The organism is Methylobacterium sp. D48H (genome assembly GCF_053345715.1).
In genome coordinates, this window is sequence record NZ_JBKFAP010000019.1 from 59368 (window position 1) to 77741 (window position 18374).

Below are 18374 nucleotides of genomic sequence, written 5' to 3' on the forward strand. Positions count from 1 at the left end.
CTAGGGCGCGAACAGGACGGCCCGGCCGATGGCATCCGCCACCGCGTCGATGCCGAGGCCCGCGCGCGCGTTCGTGGCGAGGACCGGCCTGCCGCTCCGGACCCGCGCGGCCTCCGCGAGCATCCCGTCGAGGTCGACGCCGACATGCGGCGCGAGGTCGATCTTGTTGATCACGAGGAGGTCGCAGCGCAGCACGCCCGGGCCGCGCTTGCGCGGGATGTCGTCGCCGCCGGCCACGTCGATCACGAAGATCCACCAGTCGACGAGGTCGAGGGAGAAGGTCGAGGCGAGGTTGTCGCCGCCGGATTCGAAGACGAGCAGCTGCAGGCCCGGGAAGCGCGCCTCCAGCGCGTCGCCCGCGGCGATGTTGAGGGTCGGGTCCTCCCGGATCACCGTGTGCGGGCAGGCCCCGGCCTCCACCGCCTCGACGCGGCTCGGATCGATCAGCCCGGAGCGGCGCAGCCGCTCGGCATCCTCCTTGGTGACGAGATCGTTCGTGATCACCGCGAGATCGACGCCCCGCGCCCGCAGCACGGGGATCAGCCGCTCGATCAGCGCGGTCTTGCCGGATCCGACCGGGCCGCCGATCCCGATCCGGGCGGCGTTCGCGGGAGTCACGTCGGTCATGGGGAGCGGGGCCGTGAGAGGGGTGGCGGGGTTCGGCGCCGCTCAACGCAGCATGTAGCGCTGGGCGAGCGGCAGAGTCCGGGCCGGCTCGCAGGTGGCGAGCACGCCGTCGACGAAGACGTCGAAGGTCTGCGGGTCGACGCGGATCTCCGGGCAGGCGTCGTTCCAGAGCATGTCGGCCTTCGTCAGCGTGCGGGTCCCGCGGGCGGGCAGGAGCGCCTTGCGCAGGCCGAGCCGGCCGCCGAGATCGGCCTCGATCGCCAGGGGGTGGACGAAGCAGGCCGAGAGCGCCTGCTTGGCGCGCCCGAAGGCGCCCCATTGCGGGCGCATCAGCACCGGCTCGCAGGTCATCAGCGAGGCGGCGGAATCGCCCATCGCGCCCCAGGCGATGAAGCCGCCCTTGATCACGAGCTCCGGCTTGATCCCGAAGAAGGCCGGCCGCCAGACCACGATGTCGGCCATCTTGCCGGGCTCCAGCGAGCCGACATGCTCCTGGATGCCGAAGGTGCGCGCCGCGTTGATCGTGTACTTGGCGATGTAGCGCCTGATCCGGGCATTGTCGCCGAAGCCCGGCCTCTCCTCGGGGAGCGGGCCGCGCTGGTCCTTCATCTTCGAGGCGAGCTGCCACGTCCGGCAGACGACCTCGTGGATCCGGCCCATGCCCTGGCTGTCGGAGCCGAGCATCGCGATCGCCCCGATGTCGTGGAGCACGTCCTCGGCGGCGATGGTCTGGGCGCGGATGCGGCTCTCCGCGAAGGCCACGTCCTCCGGCAGGGCCGGGTTGAGGTGGTGGCACACCATCGTCATGTCGAGGTGCTCGTCGAAGGTGTTGACCGTGTAGGGGTTGGTCGGGTTCGTCGACGACGGTAGGCAGTGCGGCAGCCCGGCGACCCGGATGATGTCCGGCGCGTGGCCGCCCCCGGCCCCCTCGGTGTGGTACATGTGGATGGTGCGGCCGCCGATCGCCGCCAGCGTGTCCTCCACGAAGCCCGACTCGTTCAGCGTGTCGGTGTGGAGCTGGACCTGGAAGTCGTATTCGTCGGCGAAGCCCAGGCAGGCGTCGATCGCGGCCGGCATCGCGCCCCAGTCCTCGTGGATCTTGAGGCCGAGGACGCCGGTCTCCAGCTGCTCCTTCAGGGCGGCCGGACGGTGGGTGTTGCCGCGCCCGAGGAAGCCGAAATTCACCGGCCAGGCCTCGGCGGCCTGGAGCATGCGGCCGGTGTTGAACGGGCCGCCGGAATCGATGCCGACGGTGATCGGCCCGAGCGAGCCGCCGAGCAGGGTCGTGACGCCGGAGGCGATCGCGTGGTCCGGCAGGCCGGCGGAATCGAAGTGCACGTGCACGTCGATGGCTCCGGGCGTCGCGATCAGGCCCTCGCAGTCGCGCACCGTCGTCCCGGCCGACACGATCAGGCGCGGGTCGACGCCGTCCATGATCGCCGGGTTGCCGGCCTTGCCGAGCGCCACGATCCGCCCGTCCTTGATGCCGAGATCGCCCTTCTGGATGCCGAGGACGGGGTCGATCACCACGACGTTGCAGAGGAGGAAGTCGAGCGCGCCCTGCGCGGCGGTCACCCCGGGCGCCATCCCGATCCCGTCGCGCAGGGTCTTGCCGCCGCCGTGCAGGCACTCGTCCCCGTAGACGGCGTGGTCGTGCTCGACGACCGCCACCAGGGAGGTGTCGGCGAGCCGCACCCCGTCCCCGGTGGTCGGCCCGTAGAGGGCGGCGTAGTCGCGGCGCGGGATCGTCACCATGGCACTCTCCCTAGGCGCCCTTGAAGCCGCGGGCCCTGGCGCGGGCGAGGGCCGCCGCCCGCGCCGCGTCGTCGGGCAGGGTCCCCTGCGTCAGGTCGTTGAGCCCGGTCAGCTCCCGGGCGCCGCCGAAGCCGACCAGTGTCACGGTCTTGCGCTGCCCCGGCTCGAAGCGGATCGCCGTCCCGGCCGGGATGTCGAGGCGGTGGCCCAGGGCCGCCGCCCGGTCGAAGTCGAGCGCCCGGTTCACCTCGAAGAAGTGGTAGTGCGAGCCGATCTGGACCGGGCGGTCGCCGGTGTTGACGACGTCGAGGGTGACCCGCGGGCGGCCCGCGGCGAGCTCGATCGCGCCGTCGGCCGGCAGGATCGCGCCGGGCTCCAGGGTGTCGGCGGGGGCGCCCGCCCGGGCGCGGACCGGCTCGTGGACCGTGACGAGCTTGGTGCCGTCCGGGAAGACGCCCTCGACCTGCAGGATCGGCAGCATGGCGGCGATGCCCGGCATCACGTCCTCGGTCGACAGGATCGTGGAGCCCCAGCCGATGAGGTCGGCGACGCTGCGCCCGTCGCGCGCGCCCTCCAGGATCTCGTCGGTGATGAGCGCCACCGCCTCGGGGTAGTTGAGCCTGAGGCCGCGGGCCCGGCGCTTGCGGGCGAGCTCGGCCGCGGTGAAGATCGTGAGCCGTTCCAGCTCGGTGGGCGTGAGCAGCATCACCCGCTCCCTAGTTGGCGAACAGGCGCAGGTCGGCGCGCGCGTGCCGCATCGCGGCGACCTCGATCAGCGGCGTGAAGCCCGTGAGGACGATCGCGCCGTCGGGGTCCTCGGTCACCGGCCGCTCGGCGATCTCCGCGACGAGCGGCAGCACCGCCTGGAGGGCCTGCTGGCCCTGGATGGCGCCCACCTGACCGAGCCGGACCGTGGCCGAGACCAGGCCGGAGACGAGCTGGTAGCCGGCGACGGCCGCCGCCTCCGCTTCCGACAGGCCCAGCCCCCGCCACAGGGCGCCCTGCACGGTGGCGAGGTGCCCCAGCATGAGCCCGGACCGGATCGCTGCACGGATGTCCCCGGCACCGGGCGTCGCCAGCCGCGCGTGGGTGGTCAGCAGGGAGGCGCCGTTGCGCCGGCTGCCGGTGCGCATCGCCTCGACGAGGGTGGCCGCCTCCACGGCGGCGTCGATGCGGCCGAGCCGGGCCGGATCGGGGCCGGCGCGGTGGGCGAGGATCAGGGCGACGCGGTCGCTCTCCGCCCACCGGAAGCGCACGAGGGCCGTGAGCGTCCGCGTCAGGCTCCCCGTGTCGAAGGCCGGGTCGCCCGCGACGAGCCCCTCGATCCCGTTGGAGAAGGCGAAGCTCCCGCTCGGGAAGGCGGCGTCGGCCTGCTGGAACGCCAGGAGCCGGCTCAGCACGGCGCCGCCTCGTCGAGGATGGTGTGGGTCACCTGCCGGTCGGTGACGAGGGCGCCGAGGCGCACGAGGTAGTCGTCGGCCGGCCCGTCCAGGGCTACCAGGAGGGCGCCGTCGGCGAAGCGCACCCGCCAGTGGAGGTTGCCAGCGTGGTAGCCGAGTTCGAGGGCGGCGGCCTGGCTGTCCGGGACGAGGCGGAGCCAGCGCTCGGAGCCGACCCGGGCGACGAGGGCGCGGTCCGCGTCCAGCGCCAGCACGGCCCCGTCGAAGAGCGGCTCGTCCCGCGGCAGGGCGAGGGCGATCTCCTCGCCGGACTGGGTGGTCGCGCGGATCCGCCGCCGGGCGACGTCGGTGCTCGACACGACGAGCACGTCCACCGCGCCGCGATGCGCGAGGTGGTGCAGGCGATGCGCCATCTCGGCGTCCTGCCGGCTGCCCAGGATACGATGGATCACACGCATGTCGGTCCGCGTCCCGCTCCCCGTGGCCAGGATCGATCTGGGCCTTGCAAGAGCCGGTCCGCCGCTCGGCACGTCACCGGCAGCACCGGCTCAGACATCGAGCGTGGTCTCGCGCTCCCAGGCGGTGAAATGGGCGCAGTAGCTGTCCCACTCATTTTGCTTCAACTTGAGGTAGGCGACAGAGAACGCGCCGCCCAGATTGTCCCGCAGGGCCTCGTCGGCCTCGAAGGCCCGCAGCGCGTCCAGCAGGTTGAGCGGCAGGCGCGGCGCGCCGGTGACGGCGTGGCCGTCGCGGTACATGTCGACGTCGCTGTGCGGCCCGGGATCGGCCGCCGACGCCAGGCCGTCCAGGCCTGCCGCCAGGATCGCCGCCTGGAGCAGGTATGGATTGGCCGCCCCGTCGGGCAGGCGCAGCTCGAACCGGCCCGGGCCGGGCACCCGCACCATGTGAGTGCGGTTGTTGCCGGTCCAGGTCACGGCGTTCGGCGCCCAGGTCGCCCCCGAGATCGTGCGCGGCGCGTTGATGCGCTTGTAGGAATTGACCGTCGGGTTGGTGATCGCGGCGAGCGCGGGCGCGTGCCGCATGATCCCGCCGAGGAAGTGCCGGCCCCGGGCCGACAGGCCGAACGGCATCTCGGGATCCGCGAAGGCGTTCACGGTGCCGGCATTGTTCCACACCGAGACGTGGCAGTGGCAGCCGTTGCCGGTCAGCCCCGGGAACGGCTTCGGCATGAAGGTCGCCCGCAGGCCGTGCCGCTCGGCGACCGAGCGGACCATGAACTTGAAGAAGGCGTGCTTGTCGGCGGTGGCCAGCGCGTCGTCGTATTCCCAGTTCATCTCGAACTGGCCGTTCGCGTCCTCGTGGTCGTTCTGGTAGGGCTTCCAGCCGAGCGCCAGCATGTGGTCGCAGATCTCGGCGATCACGTCGTAGCGGCGCATCAGCGCCTGCTGGTCGTAGCAGGATTTCTCCGCCCGATCGTGGTGATCCGAGATCGCCGATCCGTCCGGGCTCAGCAGGAAGAACTCCGCCTCGACGCCGGTCTTGACCCGCAGGCCCTCGGCGGCGGCCCGCGCCACGAGCTGCTTCAGCACCACCCGGGGCGCCTGATCGACCGGCGCGTCCGCCATGGTGCAGTCGGCCGCCACCCAGGCGACGTCCGGCTTCCAGGGCAGGCGGATCACCGAGGCGGCGTCCGGCATCGCGAACAGGTCGGGATGGGCCGGGGTCAGGTCGAGCCACGTGGCGAAGCCGGCAAAACCCGCGCCGTCGCGCTGCATGGCGCCGATCGCCTGCGCGGGCACCAGCTTGGCGCGCTGGCAGCCGAACAGGTCCGTGTAGGAGATCATGAAGTACTTCACGCCGTGCTCGGCGGCGTAGGCGGAAAGGTCGGTCGTCACGGCAGCCCCCTGAGCGCGGATCGGTTGGGGGCCGGCCGCGCCCCGTTCCGGCGCGACCGGCGGGGTTGAAGGGCCCTAGAAGCCCGCTTTGCCCGGGTACCAGTCGGTCCCGGCCAGCGGCACGCGGGCCATGGCGGCGGCCTCGAGCGTCAGCGCCACGAGGTCCTCGGGCTCCAGATTGTGCAGGTGGTTGTGGCCGCAGGCGCGGGCGATGGTCTGCGCCTCCAGGGTCATCACCTTCAGGTAGTTGGCGAGCTTCCGGCCGGCGCGGACCGGGTCGAGGCGGGCCGCCAGCTCGGGGTCCTGCGTGGTGATGCCCGCCGGGTCGCGGCCCTCGTGCCAGTCGTCGTAGGCACCCGCGGTCGAGCCGAGCTCGCGGTACTCCTCCTCGTAGGCCGGGTCGTTGTCGCCGATGGCGACGAGCGCCGCGGTGCCGATCGAGACCGCGTCCGCCCCGAGCGCGATGGCCTTGGCGACGTCCGCGCCCGAGCGGATGCCGCCCGAGATCACGAGCTGCACGCTCCGGTGCAGGCCGAGATCCTGCAGCGCCTGCACGGCGGGGCGGATGCAGGCGAGCGTCGGCTGGCCGACATGCTCGATGAACACGTCCTGGGTCGCCGCCGTGCCGCCCTGCATGCCGTCGAGGACGACGACGTCGGCCCCGGCCTTCGCGGCCAGTGCGGTGTCGTAATAGGGCCGGGCGCCGCCGACCTTCACGTAGATCGGCTTCTCCCAGTCGGTGATCTCGCGCAGTTCACCGATCTTGATCTCGAGATCGTCCGGGCCGGTCCAGTCCGGGTGCCGGCAGGCGGAGCGCTGGTCGATGCCCTTGGGCAGGTCGCGCATGGCGGCGACCCGGTCGGAGATCTTCTGGCCGAGCAGCATGCCGCCGCCGCCGGGCTTCGCGCCCTGGCCGACCACCACCTCGATGGCGTCGGCGCGCCGGAGGTCGCGCGGGTTCATGCCGTAGCGGGAGGGCAGGTACTGGTAGACGAGGATGTCGGAATGGCCGCGCTCCTCGTCGGTCATGCCGCCGTCCCCCGTGGTGGTCGAGGTGCCGGCCAGCGTAGCGCCGCGGCCGAGGGCCTCCTTGGCGTTGGCGGACAGGGATCCGAAGCTCATGCCGGCGATGGTGATCGGGATCTTCAACGCGATCGGCGTCTTCGCAAACCGCGTGCCGAGGGTGACGCCGGTCCCGCAGGTCTCCCGGTAGCCCTCCAGGGGATAGCGGGACATCGAGGCGCCGAGGAACAGCAGGTCGTCGAGATGCGGGAGCTTGCGCTTCGTGCCGCCGCCGCGGATGTCGTAGATGCCGGTGGCCGCGGCCCGGCGGATCTCCGCCAGGGTGTGGTCGTCGAAGGTCGCCGACTTGCGCGGCGGCATCGGCGGGTTCTGATAGGTCATGCCCGGTCTCCCGCTTGAGCCGCTCCCGATCGGGAGCGGCTTTAAGTCCTTGATTCGACGCGCTCGCTCGCGCCGAACCGGTATCCACTCCGGCGGCGCGCTCTCAGTAGGCGTCGGCGTTGTCGATGTTGAAGCTGTAGAGTTTGCGGGCCGAGCCGTAGCGCCGGAACTCTTCCGGCCGGACGTCCGCGACCCCGGCGCGGTCCAGCAGGGCCGCGAGGTGCGCGCGGTGCTCGGGGCGCATCGGCTTCTCGATGCAGTCGGCCCCGAGGCTCTTCACGCTGCCGCGCACGAACAGCTTCGCCTCGTAGAGCGAGTCGCCCAGCGCCTCGCCGGCATCGCCCAGGACCACCAGGGAGCCGGACTGGCCCATGAAGGCCGACATGTGCCCGATCGAGCCGTGCACGACGATGTCGATCCCCTTCATGGAGATGCCGCAGCGCGAGGCCGCGTTGCCCTTGATGACGAGGAGGCCGCCGCGCCCGGTGGCGCCGGCATATTGCGAGGCGTCGCCCTCGATCACGACCGTGCCGGACATCATGTTCTCGGCGACGCCCGGGCCCGCCGAGCCCTGCACCGTGACGGTGCCGCCGTCGTTCATGCCGGCGCAGTAATAGCCGACCGGGCCCCGCACCGTGACGGTGACGGGCCCGTCGATCCCGACCGCCACCGCGTGCTGGCCCCGCGGGTTCAGCACCTCGAAGGCGGTGTCATTGGCGCCCGGAGCGACGCCGTGGAGGGCCTGGTTCAGGGCACGCAGCGGCGTCGCCGCCAGATCGAAGACGGGCATGGGCGAGATCCGTGAAGGCTGCGGGGGGAGCGGCTCAGGCGGCCCGCCGCTGATCCCAGAAGTAGACGGTCGCCGGCTCGGGCTCCCAGACGCGGGCGGATTCGATCCCCGGCAGGCCGACGAGCGCCCGGTATTCCGAGCCGAAGGCGACGTAGCGCTCGGTCTCGGCCATGATCGCGGGTTTGCAGGCGATCGGGTCGCGCAGCACCCCGAAGCCGGACTTGGTGCCGACCACGAAGGTGAAGAACCCGTCGAGATCCGTGAGCGCCCCCGCGAGCGCCGCGCCGAGGTCCCGGCCCCGCGCCATCGCGGTGGTGAGATAGGCCGCCGCGACCTCGGAATCGTTCTCCGTCTCGAAGGCCATGCCGTCCCGGGCGAGGCTCCGGCGCAGGTTGTTGTGGTTCGACAGCGAGCCGTTATGCACGAGGCACTGGTCGGCGCCCGTCGAGAACGGGTGCGCGCCCATCGTGGTCACGGCCGATTCCGTCGCCATCCGGGTGTGGCCGATGCCGTGGGTGCCCGACATTCCGGCGATGCCGAAGCGCGCCACCACGTCCTTCGGCAGGCCGACCTCCTTGTAGATCTCGACGCTCTCGCCCGCGCCCATCACGCGCAGATCGGGCGCGAGGCCCTTCAGGGCGCCGCGCGTCGCGGCGAGGCGGTCGGACGCCACGGTGATGACCGCGTGCGAGCTCTTCACCGCCACCCGCGCCGAGCCGCCGGAGGCCTCCGCGAGGCGCTGCTCCAGGGCGGGGAAATCCGCCTCCGGGCGTGCCGACTGCACGGTGATCTTCGACAGGCCGAGGGCCGGCGGCCCGTAGATCGCGAGGCCGGCCGAGTCCGGCCCCCGATCCGTCATGGTGACGAGCATGTCGGCGAGCAGCGCGCCGAGCTGCGGCTCCAGGGCGGGGTCCTTCAGGAACAATCCGACGATGCCGCACATGGCACCACCTCCGTCGCGGGTTCGCCCGGAGCATAGGCGGCCTGCGCGGCGGAAATCAACCCTCAAGAAATAAGATTTCTTCCTGAGAACAACGCGGCCCGTCAGCCGGCGCGGCCGGACTGCGGATACGCGATCACCGAGAGGTAGCGGGCCGGCAGCACGAGAAGCTCCGCCGGCCCGTGCGGGGCATCGGCGTCGAAGAACAGGCTGTCGCCGGGCTGCATGTGGAAGTGCCGGTCCCCGTGCCGGTACAGCACCTCGCCCTCCAGCATGTAGAGGAACTCCAGGCCGGGGTGCTGGAAGGTCGGGAACACGTCCGAATCGGTCGTGAGCGTGATCAGATACGGCTCGACCGTCACGCCGCTGGTGTTCTCGTGGATGTGCCCGAGCAGGTTGTACTGGTGCCCGGCCCGCGTGCCGCGCCGCTCCAGCTCGATCCCCTCCCCGGCCTTGACGAAGACCGCGTTGCGGACCTCCTCGTAGCCGCGGAAGAAGCCGGTGATCGGCATGCCGAGGGCCTGGGCGAGCAGCTGCAGCGTCGTCAGGGACGGCGAGATGTTGCCGTTCTCGATCTTCGACAGCATGCCGGGCGACAGGCCGGTCGTCGCGGCGAGGTCCGCCGAGGTGATGCCGAGGCGCTTCCGGCGCTCGCGCACCGCGTGGCCGATCGCGCGCTCGAGGTTGTTCTCGCGCGGCTCGCGGACGGCGTGCGGATCCTGCAGCAGGACCGGCTCCCGCTCCGGCCGCGGGGCCTCCCCTGCCGTCCGGTTCGAAGCGCCTGACGGCATGGCGGATCTCCCTCCTCGGCGATCGTGGGCTCCGGCCACGCGGGTCCTCCGCCGCCGTGCCGCGGCGTCGGACGCCTGTCAACGTCGCGATCCGCGACCCGTCGAGGAACCGCGGTTGAGGACGGATCGGCGCGTGGCGCCGACGGCCGGAGCGCGGGCGCTCGACCGCGCCGGGGGCAGCGTGGCATCGTCCCGGCCGGCGGCGCGCGGCGCTCCGTGCGTGATCTCACGCCGCCGGATCCGAACCCGTCGCAGGGTTGGCCGGCGGGGCGAGCCGGTCGCCCCGCCGGCGCGAATCGAGGGTGGGCATGGCCGGGACAGGACCGAGCAGGCGCGGGATCCTCGCGGGCGGCGGCGCCGCGGCGGCGGCCGCGCTGCTGCCGCGGGCGGCCCGGGCCGCGCCGCGGATCATCCTCAACGACGCGAGCGGCCTCAACCCGACCCCGGTGACGCGCCACGCCGTGCTCCCGACGGGGTCGACCGACGCCCTGATCGAGGCCGTGCGCGCCGAGATCCGGGACGCCGCCGCCGCCGGCCGGCCGGTCGCCGTCGGCGTCGCCCGCCATTCCATGGGCGGCCAGAGCCTCGCCCGCGACGGGACGGCCGTGACCCTGGAGGGCGGCCCGATCGAGCCCGACACAGCCGCCGGCCTCTACCGGGTCGGGGCCGGCGCGCGCTGGTCGCAGGTCATCCGGCAGCTCGACCGGATCGGCTACTCGCCGACGGTCATGCAGTCGAACAGCGATTTCGGGGTCGGCTCGACCTTCTGCGTCAACGCCCACGGCTGGCCCGCGCCGCACGGCCCGTTCGGCTCCACCGTCCGCGCCCTCCGCCTCGTCCTGGCCGACGGCAGCCTCGTGACCTGCTCCCGCGAGGAGAACGCCGAGCTGTTCGGGCTGGCGATGGGCGGCTACGGCCTGTTCGGCATCGTGGTCGACCTCGTGGTCGAGATGGTGCCGAACCGCCTCCTGACGCCGACCTTCGCGGTGATGCCGGCCGCGGATTTCGCGCCGGCCTTCGCGGCGGCGGTGGCGCGCGACGCCCGCCTGCGGATGGCCTACGGCCGGCTCTCGGTCGCGCAGGCCGGATTCTTCGACGAGGCGATCCTCGTCACCTACGCGGAGGCCGAGCACCCGCCGCAGGTCCTGCCCGCGGCGGCCGCGCAGGGGGCATTCTCGGCGGTCTCGCGGGAGATCTACCGGGCCCAGGTCGGCAGCGAGTTCGGCAAGCGCGCCCGCTGGATCGCCGAGACCCGGCTCAACCCGACGCTCGATCCCGGCCTCGCCACCCGCAACAGCCTGATGAACGAGCCGGTGGCCAACCTCGCCTCGCGCGACCGCAGCCGCACCGACATCCTGCACGAGTACTTCGTCCCGCCCGAGCGCTTCGACGCGTTCCTCGCCGCCTGCCGCGAGACCATCCCGCGCTCGGGCTGCGACTGCCTCAACGTCACCCTGCGCTACGTGGCGGCGGACCCGGACTCGACGCTGGCCTACGCGCCGGGCCCGCGGATCGGCGCGGTGATGTCGTTCTCGCAGGGGCTCACCCCAGGCGACGAGGCCGCGATGATGCGCATGACCGAGGCCCTGATCGAGCGCGTCGTGGCGATCGGCGGGGCCTATTACCTGCCCTACCGCCTGCACGCCCGGCGCGACCAGATGGCCCGGGCCTATCCCAGGCTCGACGCCTTCGTGGCCGCCAAGCGCCGCTACGATCCGGGGCTGCTGTTCCGGAACGCCCTGTGGTCGACCTACATGGCCTGACCGCGCCCCGGCACGGATCCGCCTCGCGCGGGCCGCGCGTGCCGACTCAGGAGACGCCCATGAGACCCACGCCCCCGCAGGTGGCCGCCCTCGCCTTCGCGGCCATCCTGCTGTTCGCCGCCGCCACCGACTACGTCCCGGCCTTCCGGGACGCGGAGGGCCGCGTCTTCGGCCTGTTCCGGCTCGACGTCTACAAGGACGCGCTCCACCTCGCCTCCGGCCTGTGGGCGCTGGCCGCCGGCCTGTGGTCGCGCTCCGCCGCCGTGACCTTCCTGCGGGCCTTCGGGGCGATCTACCTCCTCGACGGCGTCGTCGGCGTGCTCACCGGGTCGAGCTTCCTCGACCTGTCGCTGTTCCTGAAGGGCTTCCAGGACAGCCCGCTCCTCTCCAACGGCCCGCACCTGAGCCTCGGCCTCGCCGGCGTCGTGCTCGGCTGGTGGTCGTGGCGCGCCCGGACCGCGGCCGGGGTCGCCGCGTGAGCCCCCCGCCCCCCCGCCGCCGGCGACGGGTCGTCCGCTGGGCGATCGCCGGCCTCGCCGTTCTGGCCCTCGCCTGCGCCCTGCCCGTCGCGGCGATCGAGGGGGGCTGCACGGTCAGGCCCGATCCCGCCGGGCCGGGGCGTTCGGCGGGCGGCTCGCGCTTCGGGATCGCCCCCGAGGGCTACAAGCGCGCGGCCGGCGACAGCTACCTCACCTTCCCCGAATGGGACATCGTCCACGCCTACGCGGACCTCGCCGGGGTGACGCGTTCCGCCTCGGAATCGGCCTTCGACTACTGGGCGGCGACGACGGGCTTCTGGACGAGCCTGTGCGGAGCGACCCGGGCGGCCGGGCGCACCGGCGACGTCACCGCGGGCCAGAAAGTCACCAACTACGTGATCGGCCTGAGCTTCACGGCCGAGATGCTGATCCAGGGCGCCTACGAGCGCACCCTCGGGGCGCTGACCGCGCGGTGGCGGGGGCCGGAGCCGACGGACGAGGACCGGTTCAACGCCCGGCTGCTCGGGGATTACGCCGCGTTCCTGCGCCAGACCCCCTGGTACCGCTACCCGTTCGACGCGGAGCTGTCGCGGCTCTGGCACGAGGTCCCGTTCACGCCGTCCCTGCGGGCGGTCGAGCGGCGCGGCGCGCTCACGCTGCAATACGGGGTGAAATGGGCCTACGCCCAGGGGATCGCGTGGCTCGCCGGGATGGACCCGGCCGGCCTGACGATCCGCAGCGTCGTGGCGGGGCTCGATGCCGGCGACGCGGCCGCCGACCCGCGCATCACTCTCCTCGGCCCCGTCCCGGCCGGCGACGGCGGCCCGGCCGCCCTGATGGAGACGCCGCGCTACCGGGCCTTCACGGAGATCGTCCGGGGCCTCGGCGCGCGGGGCCGGATCGTCCTGGAGATCGCCGGCAACCACCGGATCCTCACCACCGTCCTCCTGCCGCCGGGCCGGACGGTCACCCTCGGCGGGGCCGAGCCGCTGTTCGCGATGCCGATCCAGTCCGAGCCGGGCTGGCAGCGCGTCGGCTACGACACCGCGGTGGAGCAGCTCGTCGCGCAGATCCGCGCCGTGGAGGCCGCGGGGGGCCGGTTCGAGCATGCCTACGATTACTGATCGGCGCCCGCGGCGCGGCCTGCCGGTCGGCGCCGTCGCGGCGGCGCTCGCCGGGGGGCTCGGCGTGACCGCGCTGACCGCCCTCGCGGTCCAGCCGGAGACCGTGGTGGCGCTCGGGAACCCCGGCACCCTGGCGGCCGCCGACGACGGGGCCCTGGTCTCGGCCGGCCGCGCGTACCTGGTGCTCCGGCCCGCCGCGCCGGGCGCGGTCCGGCGCCTCTACGCGGGCGGCGCCTGGCTGGTCATGCCGGCGCCCGGGACCGGCTGCCTGGGCACGCGCTGAGGAGAGCGCCCGCGGGGCAGCCGGAGGGCCGGCCGCGGGCCGGTGCTCAGTAGGGATCGGAGCGCTCGAGGATCTCCTGCCCCATCAGCACGCAGCTCCCGGGCATCGGCGCGTAGATCAGCCGGATCCGATACGCGCCCTTGTAGATGCTGCCCTCCACCTCGATCACCTGGAAGCGCCGCGTCCCGACCAGGGACGCGACGGTGCCGACGGACCGGACGGACGCGGAATCGACCGTGGCCCGCGTGTCGCCGTCGCTGTGGAAGCGCAGCAGCTTGAGGGCCTGCCGCTCGGCGTCGGCCGCGCAGGGGGGAATGGGGGCCGCGACCGCGGCGGTCGCGGCCAGGCCCGTCACGGTGATCAGCGGCAGCGCCCGCAGGATCCGTTTCATCGGCACGCGACTCCGTATTCGTGGACCTCGGGCAGTTCGCCATCGCCCGTCGTAGTCACCGAGAGCGTGCCGGCGGCCCCGGGCCGGCGCAGGGGCCGGCGCAGGGGCCGGATCGGGCGTGGGGTTTGTGGTCCCATCGTCACCGGCTGCTCGGGGCGCCCGCGGGCGCGGGCGGGCTCGATCCCGGGGCCGTCCGGGCCGCCGGAACCGGGTCGGGCGGCGGATAGGCGGGGTCGGTCAGGCACGCCGAGAGCCAGGTCTCGGCATCGGCGTCCGGGGCCAGCTCGACGTCGAGGACGGGCCGAGGTCCCGCGGGTGCCGCCGCGCCGGCGGCGGCCGGGGCGGCAGGCCGCGCCCAGCGGCCGTCGGCGCTGTCGGGACCCGGGCATTCCGCGTCGTCGCCCCCGCCGATCGTGCAGGTCGCGACCGTGCGCGCGGCGCCGTCGACGACCCGCGCGACCGTGCGCGTCTCGGAGGTGTGGCCGCTCGCCCAGTCGTCGGACAGCGTGCAGACCCGGTCGCCGTTCTGGTAGCGCCGGCTGCCGAAGCACCCGTAGACCCGGTCCCGCCCGACGGGGAGGAAGTCGCACGCCGTCTCGAACCCCGCGAAGGGGCCGCCGGTGAACCGCGCCGCGAAGGCCCGCTGCCGCAGTGCCGCCGCGATCCAGTGCGGTCGGGCGGGATCGCTCTTCGAGCGGCCGGACAGGTCCTCGGTCCGTGCCCGGATCGCCTCCAGCACGACGGCGCGCGCGTCGGCCGCGTCCAGGTCGCCGAGCCACGTGTCCCGGGCCGCCACCCAGCGCTTCTGGCTGGCGACCAGCATCGCGCGGATCTCGGCGTCGTCCGTGCTGTGCAGGAGGCCGGAATAGGCCGCACCCAGGGCGGCGTCCGCCTTCCGGAGCGCCGGGTCGGCGCAGATCATGCGCTCGAGTGGGCTGGCCGCCTTGCGGCAGTCGATCGCGCGGGCCGACGACGGCGCCAGGAGGGTTGCGGCGAGGGAAGCGGCGAGGGCTGCCGCGAGGGCGGCCGCCGGGAGGCGCGTCACGGCCGGCCCCGCGCTGAGCATCGCCCCGAACCTCGCCCCGAAGCTCGCAGCGGACCGCGCATCGGAACCTCGCCTCTGGGCCGCGTGCCTGGAGCCGGTCGACATCGGGGGCCTACTGCGCCGCGGCATCGACGATGCGGCACAGGTTCTGGTCGACATCCTGACCGATCTGACCGGCCTGCACCATGAACAGGGCGTCGACCCGGCTGCCCGCCCCGGCCTTGCGCACGACGACCCGCAGCGTCTGCGGTCGCCCCGAACCGGATGTCTCCTGCTGGGCCGTCAGGGTGCCGAGCGCCTTCTCCACGTGCACGCCCACGAACCCCTCGGCCAGGACCGCCCGCGTCACCCGGTCGAACGCGGCCCTGGGGCTGACCGAGGGGAAGATCATCCACGTCTTGTAGGTGATGGCCTGGAGCATCGGCGTCCCCTCGCTCCGGTAATGGTCGCGGCACGTCTCCGCCGCGGCCGCGGGGAGCAGGAGCGTCGACAGGATGGCCGCGTAGACGAACGCGTTCCGCATCGATCCCATGGGGTGCCTCTCACTTCGCTCTGCTGGTGGCTCTGCTGGTGGCTCTGCTGGTGACTTGCCGGACCTGTGCAGCGGGGGCCCTGGCAGGCGTGGATTCGTACGGGTGCGGAAGGTCGGCCTGCACCGGCCGGCCCCGCAGGGTCTCAGAGCTGCGGCGTGGCCGCTGGCCGGGGGCGCGGCGCCGGCGCCATCGCGCGTGGCGGCGGAGGCTCGGTCCGAGGCGGCGCGTCCGCCGCGGCCGCCTCGGACTTCGGAGGCTCCGCGACCGGTGCCGGCCGCGGGGCCGCGACCGAGCCGCGGACCGTGTCGCGCAGGAAGTCGCCGGTGCTGGTTCCGGCCTCCCGGGGGGCCGGAGCCGGCGTCGCCCGGGCCGCCGGCGCGGCCTGCCCGGCGCCGCCCGCGCGCGGGACGGGCGCCTGCGACACCGCCGGGGCCCGGCGGGGCTCGCCCGGCGGCACGGTGATCCGGAACGTGTACGGCACCGTGGACCCGTCCCCGAAGGTGACGTCGATCGACAGGGTGTCGAGTCCGGAGAAGTCGGGCCGTGCCGTGTAGTAGAGCGACATCGAGTCCTTCTTGGCGTCCTCGCAGCCGTCCGGCTGCCGGATCTGCGCCCCGGTCTCGTCGACCTTGCCGCTGAGGATCCGGAACTCGCGCCGCTGCTCGATGCGCCCGCCGCGCGGCGGCCTGACGAGCTCGATCGTGGCCGCGCGCGAGCGGCACCCCTGCGTGGCGAAGTAGTAGGTGAAGCCCTGGAGGAAGATCCGCTGGCCGGCGCGCGCGGTCTTGTTCTCCACCTCCGCCCGGGCCGGCAGGGCGAGGCAGAGCGAAATGCAGAGCGGCAGGCAGAGCGCCGATCCGGGGGCGAGGACGCTGGCGCCGGCGCGCCGACGCGGTCGGGTCGGTGCCGCGGATCGGGGGGCGTTCGGGAGGCGCTGATGCACGGGACTCGCCCTCGGCTTGGCGGTGGGGGTGCGGGCGGCCGGTCCGGCCGTCCGCGCCGGAGCTGCGTCAGAGCTGCGGCGCGGCGGGCGGGCGCGGCGGTGCCAACTGCTGTGGCGGCGCGGGCGGTGCGGGCGTGCCGGGCACGGGCGCCGCGGCCTCGGCGGCCTTCGGGGGCGGCGCGGCCGGCGCCGGCCGAGTGGCCGGGACCGCGCCCCGGACCGCGTCGCGCAGGAAGTCGCCGGTGCTCGCCTCCCGGGGCGCCGGAGCCGGAGTCGCGGCCGGAGTCGCCCGCTCGGCGGGAGCGGCGCGCGCCGCCGGGGCCGGCCGCGCGAGGCCCGCGTCGCGGGGGGCGGGTGCCTGGGACACTGCCGGCGCCCGCCGGCCCTCGCCCTCGGGCACCGTGATCCTGTAGGTGTAGGTGGCCTCCTCGCCGGTGACGAACGTGACGATCACCGACACCGTGTCGTGGCCGGCGAAGTCGGGCCGGGCCGTGTAGTAGAGCGTCCGCGCGTCCCGCTCGACGTCCTGGCAGCCGTCCCGCGACGGGGTGCCGTCGATGTTCTGGCCGAGGACCAGGAACTCGCGCCGCTGCTCGATGCGGCCGCCGCGCGGGGGCGTGACCAGCTCGATCGCGGCCGCCGGAACGGACGGGCAGCCCGGTCGGGTCTCGTGGGTGGCGTAGCCGTCGAGGCGGACCCGCTCCCCGGGCCGCGCGGTCACGCTCGTGGATCCCGCGAGCGCCGGTCCCGCGAGGCAGAGCCCCAGGAGGCCGACGAGGATCCCGGTGCCGCCGGCCCCTCCCGTCGTCGCAACGCGTCGTGCCATGGGATCCTCCTCGGGTTCGCGGGTCATGCGGTTCCGGTCCGCGGCGAGAGCCTCACTTCGCGTCGCCGCGCGTCAGGACCGGCTTGCCGCCGTCGGTGCGGAACCGGACCGCGTAGGTGCTGTTCGCCGACTGGGCGTTGCAGGTGATGACCACCGGGCCGCCCATCGGGTTGGGCATCTCGCAGGTGCCCTTGACCTTGAAGGTCGACTGGTCGCGCTCGGCGTACATCAGCTCGTCGACGGGCTGGTGCAGGGTGCCGCCCTCGACGAAGCCCTTGGCCGAGGCCATGAACGCCATGGCCTTGCCGTCGGTGGTGCCGAAGATGAACCCGGCCTTCGGGCTGCCGACGACGGAGGTGTTCACCGCCTCCGGGGCGCAGGTCGCGGTGAGGTCCTCCCCGTCCATCATCAGGGACTCGCAGCGGCCCTTGAAGGACAGCTTCAGGAACGTGCCCGGCGGCGGATCGCGCCCCTCCGCGCCGTCGCGCGGCGGAGGCGGCGCCTGTGACGGCGCCTGTGCCGGTGGCGGCGACGGCGGCGTCTCGGGCGTGGCCGGAGCCCGGGCCTCGGCCCGCCGGTCCCAGCCGCCGCGGGGCTGGCCGGGCTGCCAGACGCAGAGACGGGCGCCGTCATTGTCCCAGCAGGGGCCGCTCGGCGACAGGGCGCCGAGGGCCTCGGCGGCGCGCAGGCCCCCGGACGACCCGTTCCAGAAGGCCGTGGCCTTCAGCGGGTTCTGCGGGTCGCGGACGAGCTGCGCCACGACGTCGAGCTTGCCCGCGGCGTAGGAGCGGATCTCGAAGCCGCGGGCGCCGGTCTGCCCGGTCTCCGACCGGAACTGGCAGGCCCCGTCGAGGCGGACATCGCCCGCGACCTCGAGGTAGCAGTCGGCGGCCCGCGGGGCGCCGGCCTCGGGCGCCGCCGCGGGGGCGCCGCCGAAGCCGGGGCGGCCCTCGCCGACCTTCCAGGCGCAGATCCGGCTCCGGGACCCGGTCCAGCAGGCGCCGCCCGCGGTGACGCTGTCGGCGGGGCCGTCCTCGGGCTTGCCGCCGGGCTCCCGGTTCCAGGTCGCCGTGCCCTGGCCGGGCGCCGTCACCGACACGACCACGCCGTCGCGCAGGTAGCCGTCGGTGTAGGTGGCGAGGCGGAACCCGCCCACGCCGTAGCTGCGCGCGTCGGTCAGGAACTCGCAGACCCCGTCGATGACGGTCCTGCCGTCGGCCGCGAAGAAGCAGTCGGCCTTGCGGACCTTGATCTGCGCCTGCGCGGCGGCGGGCAGGAGGAGGCCGGCCAGCAGGCCCGCCATCAGGGCGGCGGCGCGGCGGGCAATGCGATCGCCGGTGCGATGGCCGGTGCGGTGGCCGATGCGGTTTCCGGCCCGGGGAACCGGGAACCGCGCGGGATCCTTGCGGCGGGGACCCATGATG

General features: G+C 74.0%; 20 protein-coding genes. 4 read left to right on the plus strand and 16 right to left on the minus strand.

The window, feature by feature from the left end:
- From ureG to ACLBX8_RS23855, 10 genes are all read right to left on the minus strand, one after another.
- The gene (ureG, locus tag ACLBX8_RS23810) at positions 1 to 627 is read right to left on the minus strand and encodes an urease accessory protein UreG (RefSeq protein WP_132367921.1); all 627 of its coding nucleotides are present in this window, start codon (positions 625 to 627) and stop codon (positions 1 to 3) included.
- A 42-nt stretch (positions 628 to 669) separates the two neighbouring features.
- Positions 670 to 2382: an urease subunit alpha gene (gene ureC, locus ACLBX8_RS23815; protein ID WP_447715832.1), complete on the minus strand. Its 1713-nt coding sequence runs from the start codon at positions 2380 to 2382 to the stop codon at positions 670 to 672.
- A gap of 10 nt (positions 2383 to 2392) precedes the next feature.
- Positions 2393 to 3088, minus strand: coding sequence for an urease subunit beta (locus tag ACLBX8_RS23820; protein ID WP_447715833.1), 696 nt, complete (start codon positions 3086 to 3088; stop codon positions 2393 to 2395).
- A 10-nt stretch (positions 3089 to 3098) separates the two neighbouring features.
- Positions 3099 to 3782 (minus strand): urease accessory protein UreF, encoded by a 684-nt coding sequence (locus ACLBX8_RS23825; protein ID WP_354455968.1) that lies wholly within the window; start codon positions 3780 to 3782, stop codon positions 3099 to 3101.
- Positions 3776 to 4240, minus strand: a complete 465-nt coding sequence (gene ureE / locus ACLBX8_RS23830) for an urease accessory protein UreE (RefSeq protein ID WP_447715834.1) — start codon at positions 4238 to 4240, stop codon at positions 3776 to 3778. Before ureE ends, ACLBX8_RS23825 begins: the two co-directional genes overlap by 7 nt.
- A gap of 90 nt (positions 4241 to 4330) precedes the next feature.
- Positions 4331 to 5638, minus strand: coding sequence for a type III glutamate--ammonia ligase (glnT, locus tag ACLBX8_RS23835; RefSeq protein WP_427508435.1), 1308 nt, complete (start codon positions 5636 to 5638; stop codon positions 4331 to 4333).
- 75 nt (positions 5639 to 5713) lie between these two features.
- Positions 5714 to 7042: an FMN-binding glutamate synthase family protein gene (locus ACLBX8_RS23840; RefSeq protein WP_100252593.1), complete on the minus strand. Its 1329-nt coding sequence runs from the start codon at positions 7040 to 7042 to the stop codon at positions 5714 to 5716.
- A 103-nt stretch (positions 7043 to 7145) separates the two neighbouring features.
- Positions 7146 to 7832: a GltB/FmdC/FwdC-like GXGXG domain-containing protein gene (locus ACLBX8_RS23845; protein ID WP_447715835.1), complete on the minus strand. Its 687-nt coding sequence runs from the start codon at positions 7830 to 7832 to the stop codon at positions 7146 to 7148.
- Between the two features lie 34 nt (positions 7833 to 7866).
- Positions 7867 to 8775 carry a class II glutamine amidotransferase gene (locus ACLBX8_RS23850; RefSeq protein ID WP_447715836.1) on the minus strand — a complete coding sequence of 303 codons (909 nt, stop codon included), beginning with the start codon at positions 8773 to 8775 and terminating at the stop codon, positions 7867 to 7869.
- A 101-nt stretch (positions 8776 to 8876) separates the two neighbouring features.
- Positions 8877 to 9563 carry a helix-turn-helix domain-containing protein gene (locus ACLBX8_RS23855; RefSeq protein WP_331326846.1) on the minus strand — a complete coding sequence of 229 codons (687 nt, stop codon included), beginning with the start codon at positions 9561 to 9563 and terminating at the stop codon, positions 8877 to 8879.
- A 308-nt stretch (positions 9564 to 9871) separates the two neighbouring features.
- On the opposite strand from ACLBX8_RS23855, the gene ACLBX8_RS23860 reads away from it, so the two are divergent.
- Genes ACLBX8_RS23860 through ACLBX8_RS23875 form a run of 4 tightly spaced genes read left to right on the plus strand, consistent with a single transcriptional unit; the run spans position 9872 to position 13212 of the window.
- The gene (locus ACLBX8_RS23860) at positions 9872 to 11326 is read left to right on the plus strand and encodes an FAD-binding protein (protein ID WP_447715837.1); all 1455 of its coding nucleotides are present in this window, start codon (positions 9872 to 9874) and stop codon (positions 11324 to 11326) included.
- A 59-nt stretch (positions 11327 to 11385) separates the two neighbouring features.
- The gene (locus tag ACLBX8_RS23865; protein WP_447715838.1) at positions 11386 to 11805 is read left to right on the plus strand and encodes a DUF4383 domain-containing protein; all 420 of its coding nucleotides are present in this window, start codon (positions 11386 to 11388) and stop codon (positions 11803 to 11805) included.
- Entirely contained in the window at positions 11802 to 12929 is a 1128-nt protein-coding gene (locus ACLBX8_RS23870) for a hypothetical protein (RefSeq protein WP_447715839.1), read from the plus strand. Before ACLBX8_RS23865 ends, ACLBX8_RS23870 begins: the two co-directional genes overlap by 4 nt.
- On the plus strand, positions 12913 to 13212 hold the full coding sequence (locus tag ACLBX8_RS23875; RefSeq protein WP_447715840.1) for a hypothetical protein: 300 nt from the start codon (positions 12913 to 12915) through the stop codon (positions 13210 to 13212). The genes ACLBX8_RS23870 and ACLBX8_RS23875 overlap by 17 nt, the downstream gene beginning before the upstream one ends.
- 46 nt (positions 13213 to 13258) lie before the next feature.
- Here the strand turns inward: ACLBX8_RS23875 and ACLBX8_RS23880 are convergent, their stop codons facing one another.
- From ACLBX8_RS23880 to ACLBX8_RS23905, 6 genes are all read right to left on the minus strand, one after another.
- A complete protein-coding gene (locus tag ACLBX8_RS23880; protein WP_447700137.1) occupies positions 13259 to 13603 on the minus strand; it encodes a hypothetical protein in 345 nt (114 codons plus the stop codon).
- Between the two features lie 139 nt (positions 13604 to 13742).
- Entirely contained in the window at positions 13743 to 14669 is a 927-nt protein-coding gene (locus tag ACLBX8_RS23885) for a lysozyme inhibitor LprI family protein (RefSeq protein WP_447715841.1), read from the minus strand.
- A 91-nt stretch (positions 14670 to 14760) separates the two neighbouring features.
- A complete protein-coding gene (locus tag ACLBX8_RS23890; protein ID WP_447681871.1) occupies positions 14761 to 15180 on the minus strand; it encodes a hypothetical protein in 420 nt (139 codons plus the stop codon).
- Between the two features lie 143 nt (positions 15181 to 15323).
- Complete coding sequence (locus ACLBX8_RS23895; protein WP_447715842.1) at positions 15324 to 16124, minus strand: hypothetical protein; 801 nt, start codon at positions 16122 to 16124, stop codon at positions 15324 to 15326.
- Between the two features lie 67 nt (positions 16125 to 16191).
- Complete coding sequence (locus ACLBX8_RS23900) at positions 16192 to 16950, minus strand: hypothetical protein (RefSeq protein WP_447715843.1); 759 nt, start codon at positions 16948 to 16950, stop codon at positions 16192 to 16194.
- Positions 16951 to 17002: 52 nt separating this feature from the next.
- The gene (locus tag ACLBX8_RS23905) at positions 17003 to 18370 is read right to left on the minus strand and encodes a hypothetical protein (RefSeq protein WP_042671981.1); all 1368 of its coding nucleotides are present in this window, start codon (positions 18368 to 18370) and stop codon (positions 17003 to 17005) included.
- Between the last annotated feature and the right edge of the window lie 4 nt (positions 18371 to 18374).

Excerpts from the sequence above, each read along its gene's own strand:
- ACLBX8_RS23900 (WP_447715843.1), bottom strand. The coding sequence starts at position 16,950 with ATGGCACGACGCGTTGCGACGACGGGAGGGGCCGGCGGCACCGGGATC.
- ACLBX8_RS23840 (WP_100252593.1), bottom strand. The coding sequence starts at position 7,042 with ATGACCTATCAGAACCCGCCGATGCCGCCGCGCAAGTCGGCGACCTTC.
- ACLBX8_RS23875 (WP_447715840.1), top strand. The coding sequence starts at position 12,913 with ATGCCTACGATTACTGATCGGCGCCCGCGGCGCGGCCTGCCGGTCGGC.
- ACLBX8_RS23885 (WP_447715841.1), bottom strand. The coding sequence starts at position 14,669 with ATGCTCAGCGCGGGGCCGGCCGTGACGCGCCTCCCGGCGGCCGCCCTC.
- ureE (WP_447715834.1), bottom strand. The coding sequence starts at position 4,240 with ATGCGTGTGATCCATCGTATCCTGGGCAGCCGGCAGGACGCCGAGATG.
- ureG (WP_132367921.1), bottom strand. The coding sequence starts at position 627 with ATGACCGACGTGACTCCCGCGAACGCCGCCCGGATCGGGATCGGCGGC.
- ACLBX8_RS23820 (WP_447715833.1), bottom strand. The coding sequence starts at position 3,088 with ATGCTGCTCACGCCCACCGAGCTGGAACGGCTCACGATCTTCACCGCG.
- ACLBX8_RS23860 (WP_447715837.1), top strand. The coding sequence starts at position 9,872 with ATGGCCGGGACAGGACCGAGCAGGCGCGGGATCCTCGCGGGCGGCGGC.
- ACLBX8_RS23905 (WP_042671981.1), bottom strand. The coding sequence starts at position 18,370 with ATGGGTCCCCGCCGCAAGGATCCCGCGCGGTTCCCGGTTCCCCGGGCC.
- ACLBX8_RS23855 (WP_331326846.1), bottom strand. The coding sequence starts at position 9,563 with ATGCCGTCAGGCGCTTCGAACCGGACGGCAGGGGAGGCCCCGCGGCCG.
- ACLBX8_RS23890 (WP_447681871.1), bottom strand. The coding sequence starts at position 15,180 with ATGGGATCGATGCGGAACGCGTTCGTCTACGCGGCCATCCTGTCGACG.
- ACLBX8_RS23865 (WP_447715838.1), top strand. The coding sequence starts at position 11,386 with ATGAGACCCACGCCCCCGCAGGTGGCCGCCCTCGCCTTCGCGGCCATC.
- ACLBX8_RS23850 (WP_447715836.1), bottom strand. The coding sequence starts at position 8,775 with ATGTGCGGCATCGTCGGATTGTTCCTGAAGGACCCCGCCCTGGAGCCG.
- ACLBX8_RS23880 (WP_447700137.1), bottom strand. The coding sequence starts at position 13,603 with ATGAAACGGATCCTGCGGGCGCTGCCGCTGATCACCGTGACGGGCCTG.
- ACLBX8_RS23845 (WP_447715835.1), bottom strand. The coding sequence starts at position 7,832 with ATGCCCGTCTTCGATCTGGCGGCGACGCCGCTGCGTGCCCTGAACCAG.
- ureC (WP_447715832.1), bottom strand. The coding sequence starts at position 2,382 with ATGGTGACGATCCCGCGCCGCGACTACGCCGCCCTCTACGGGCCGACC.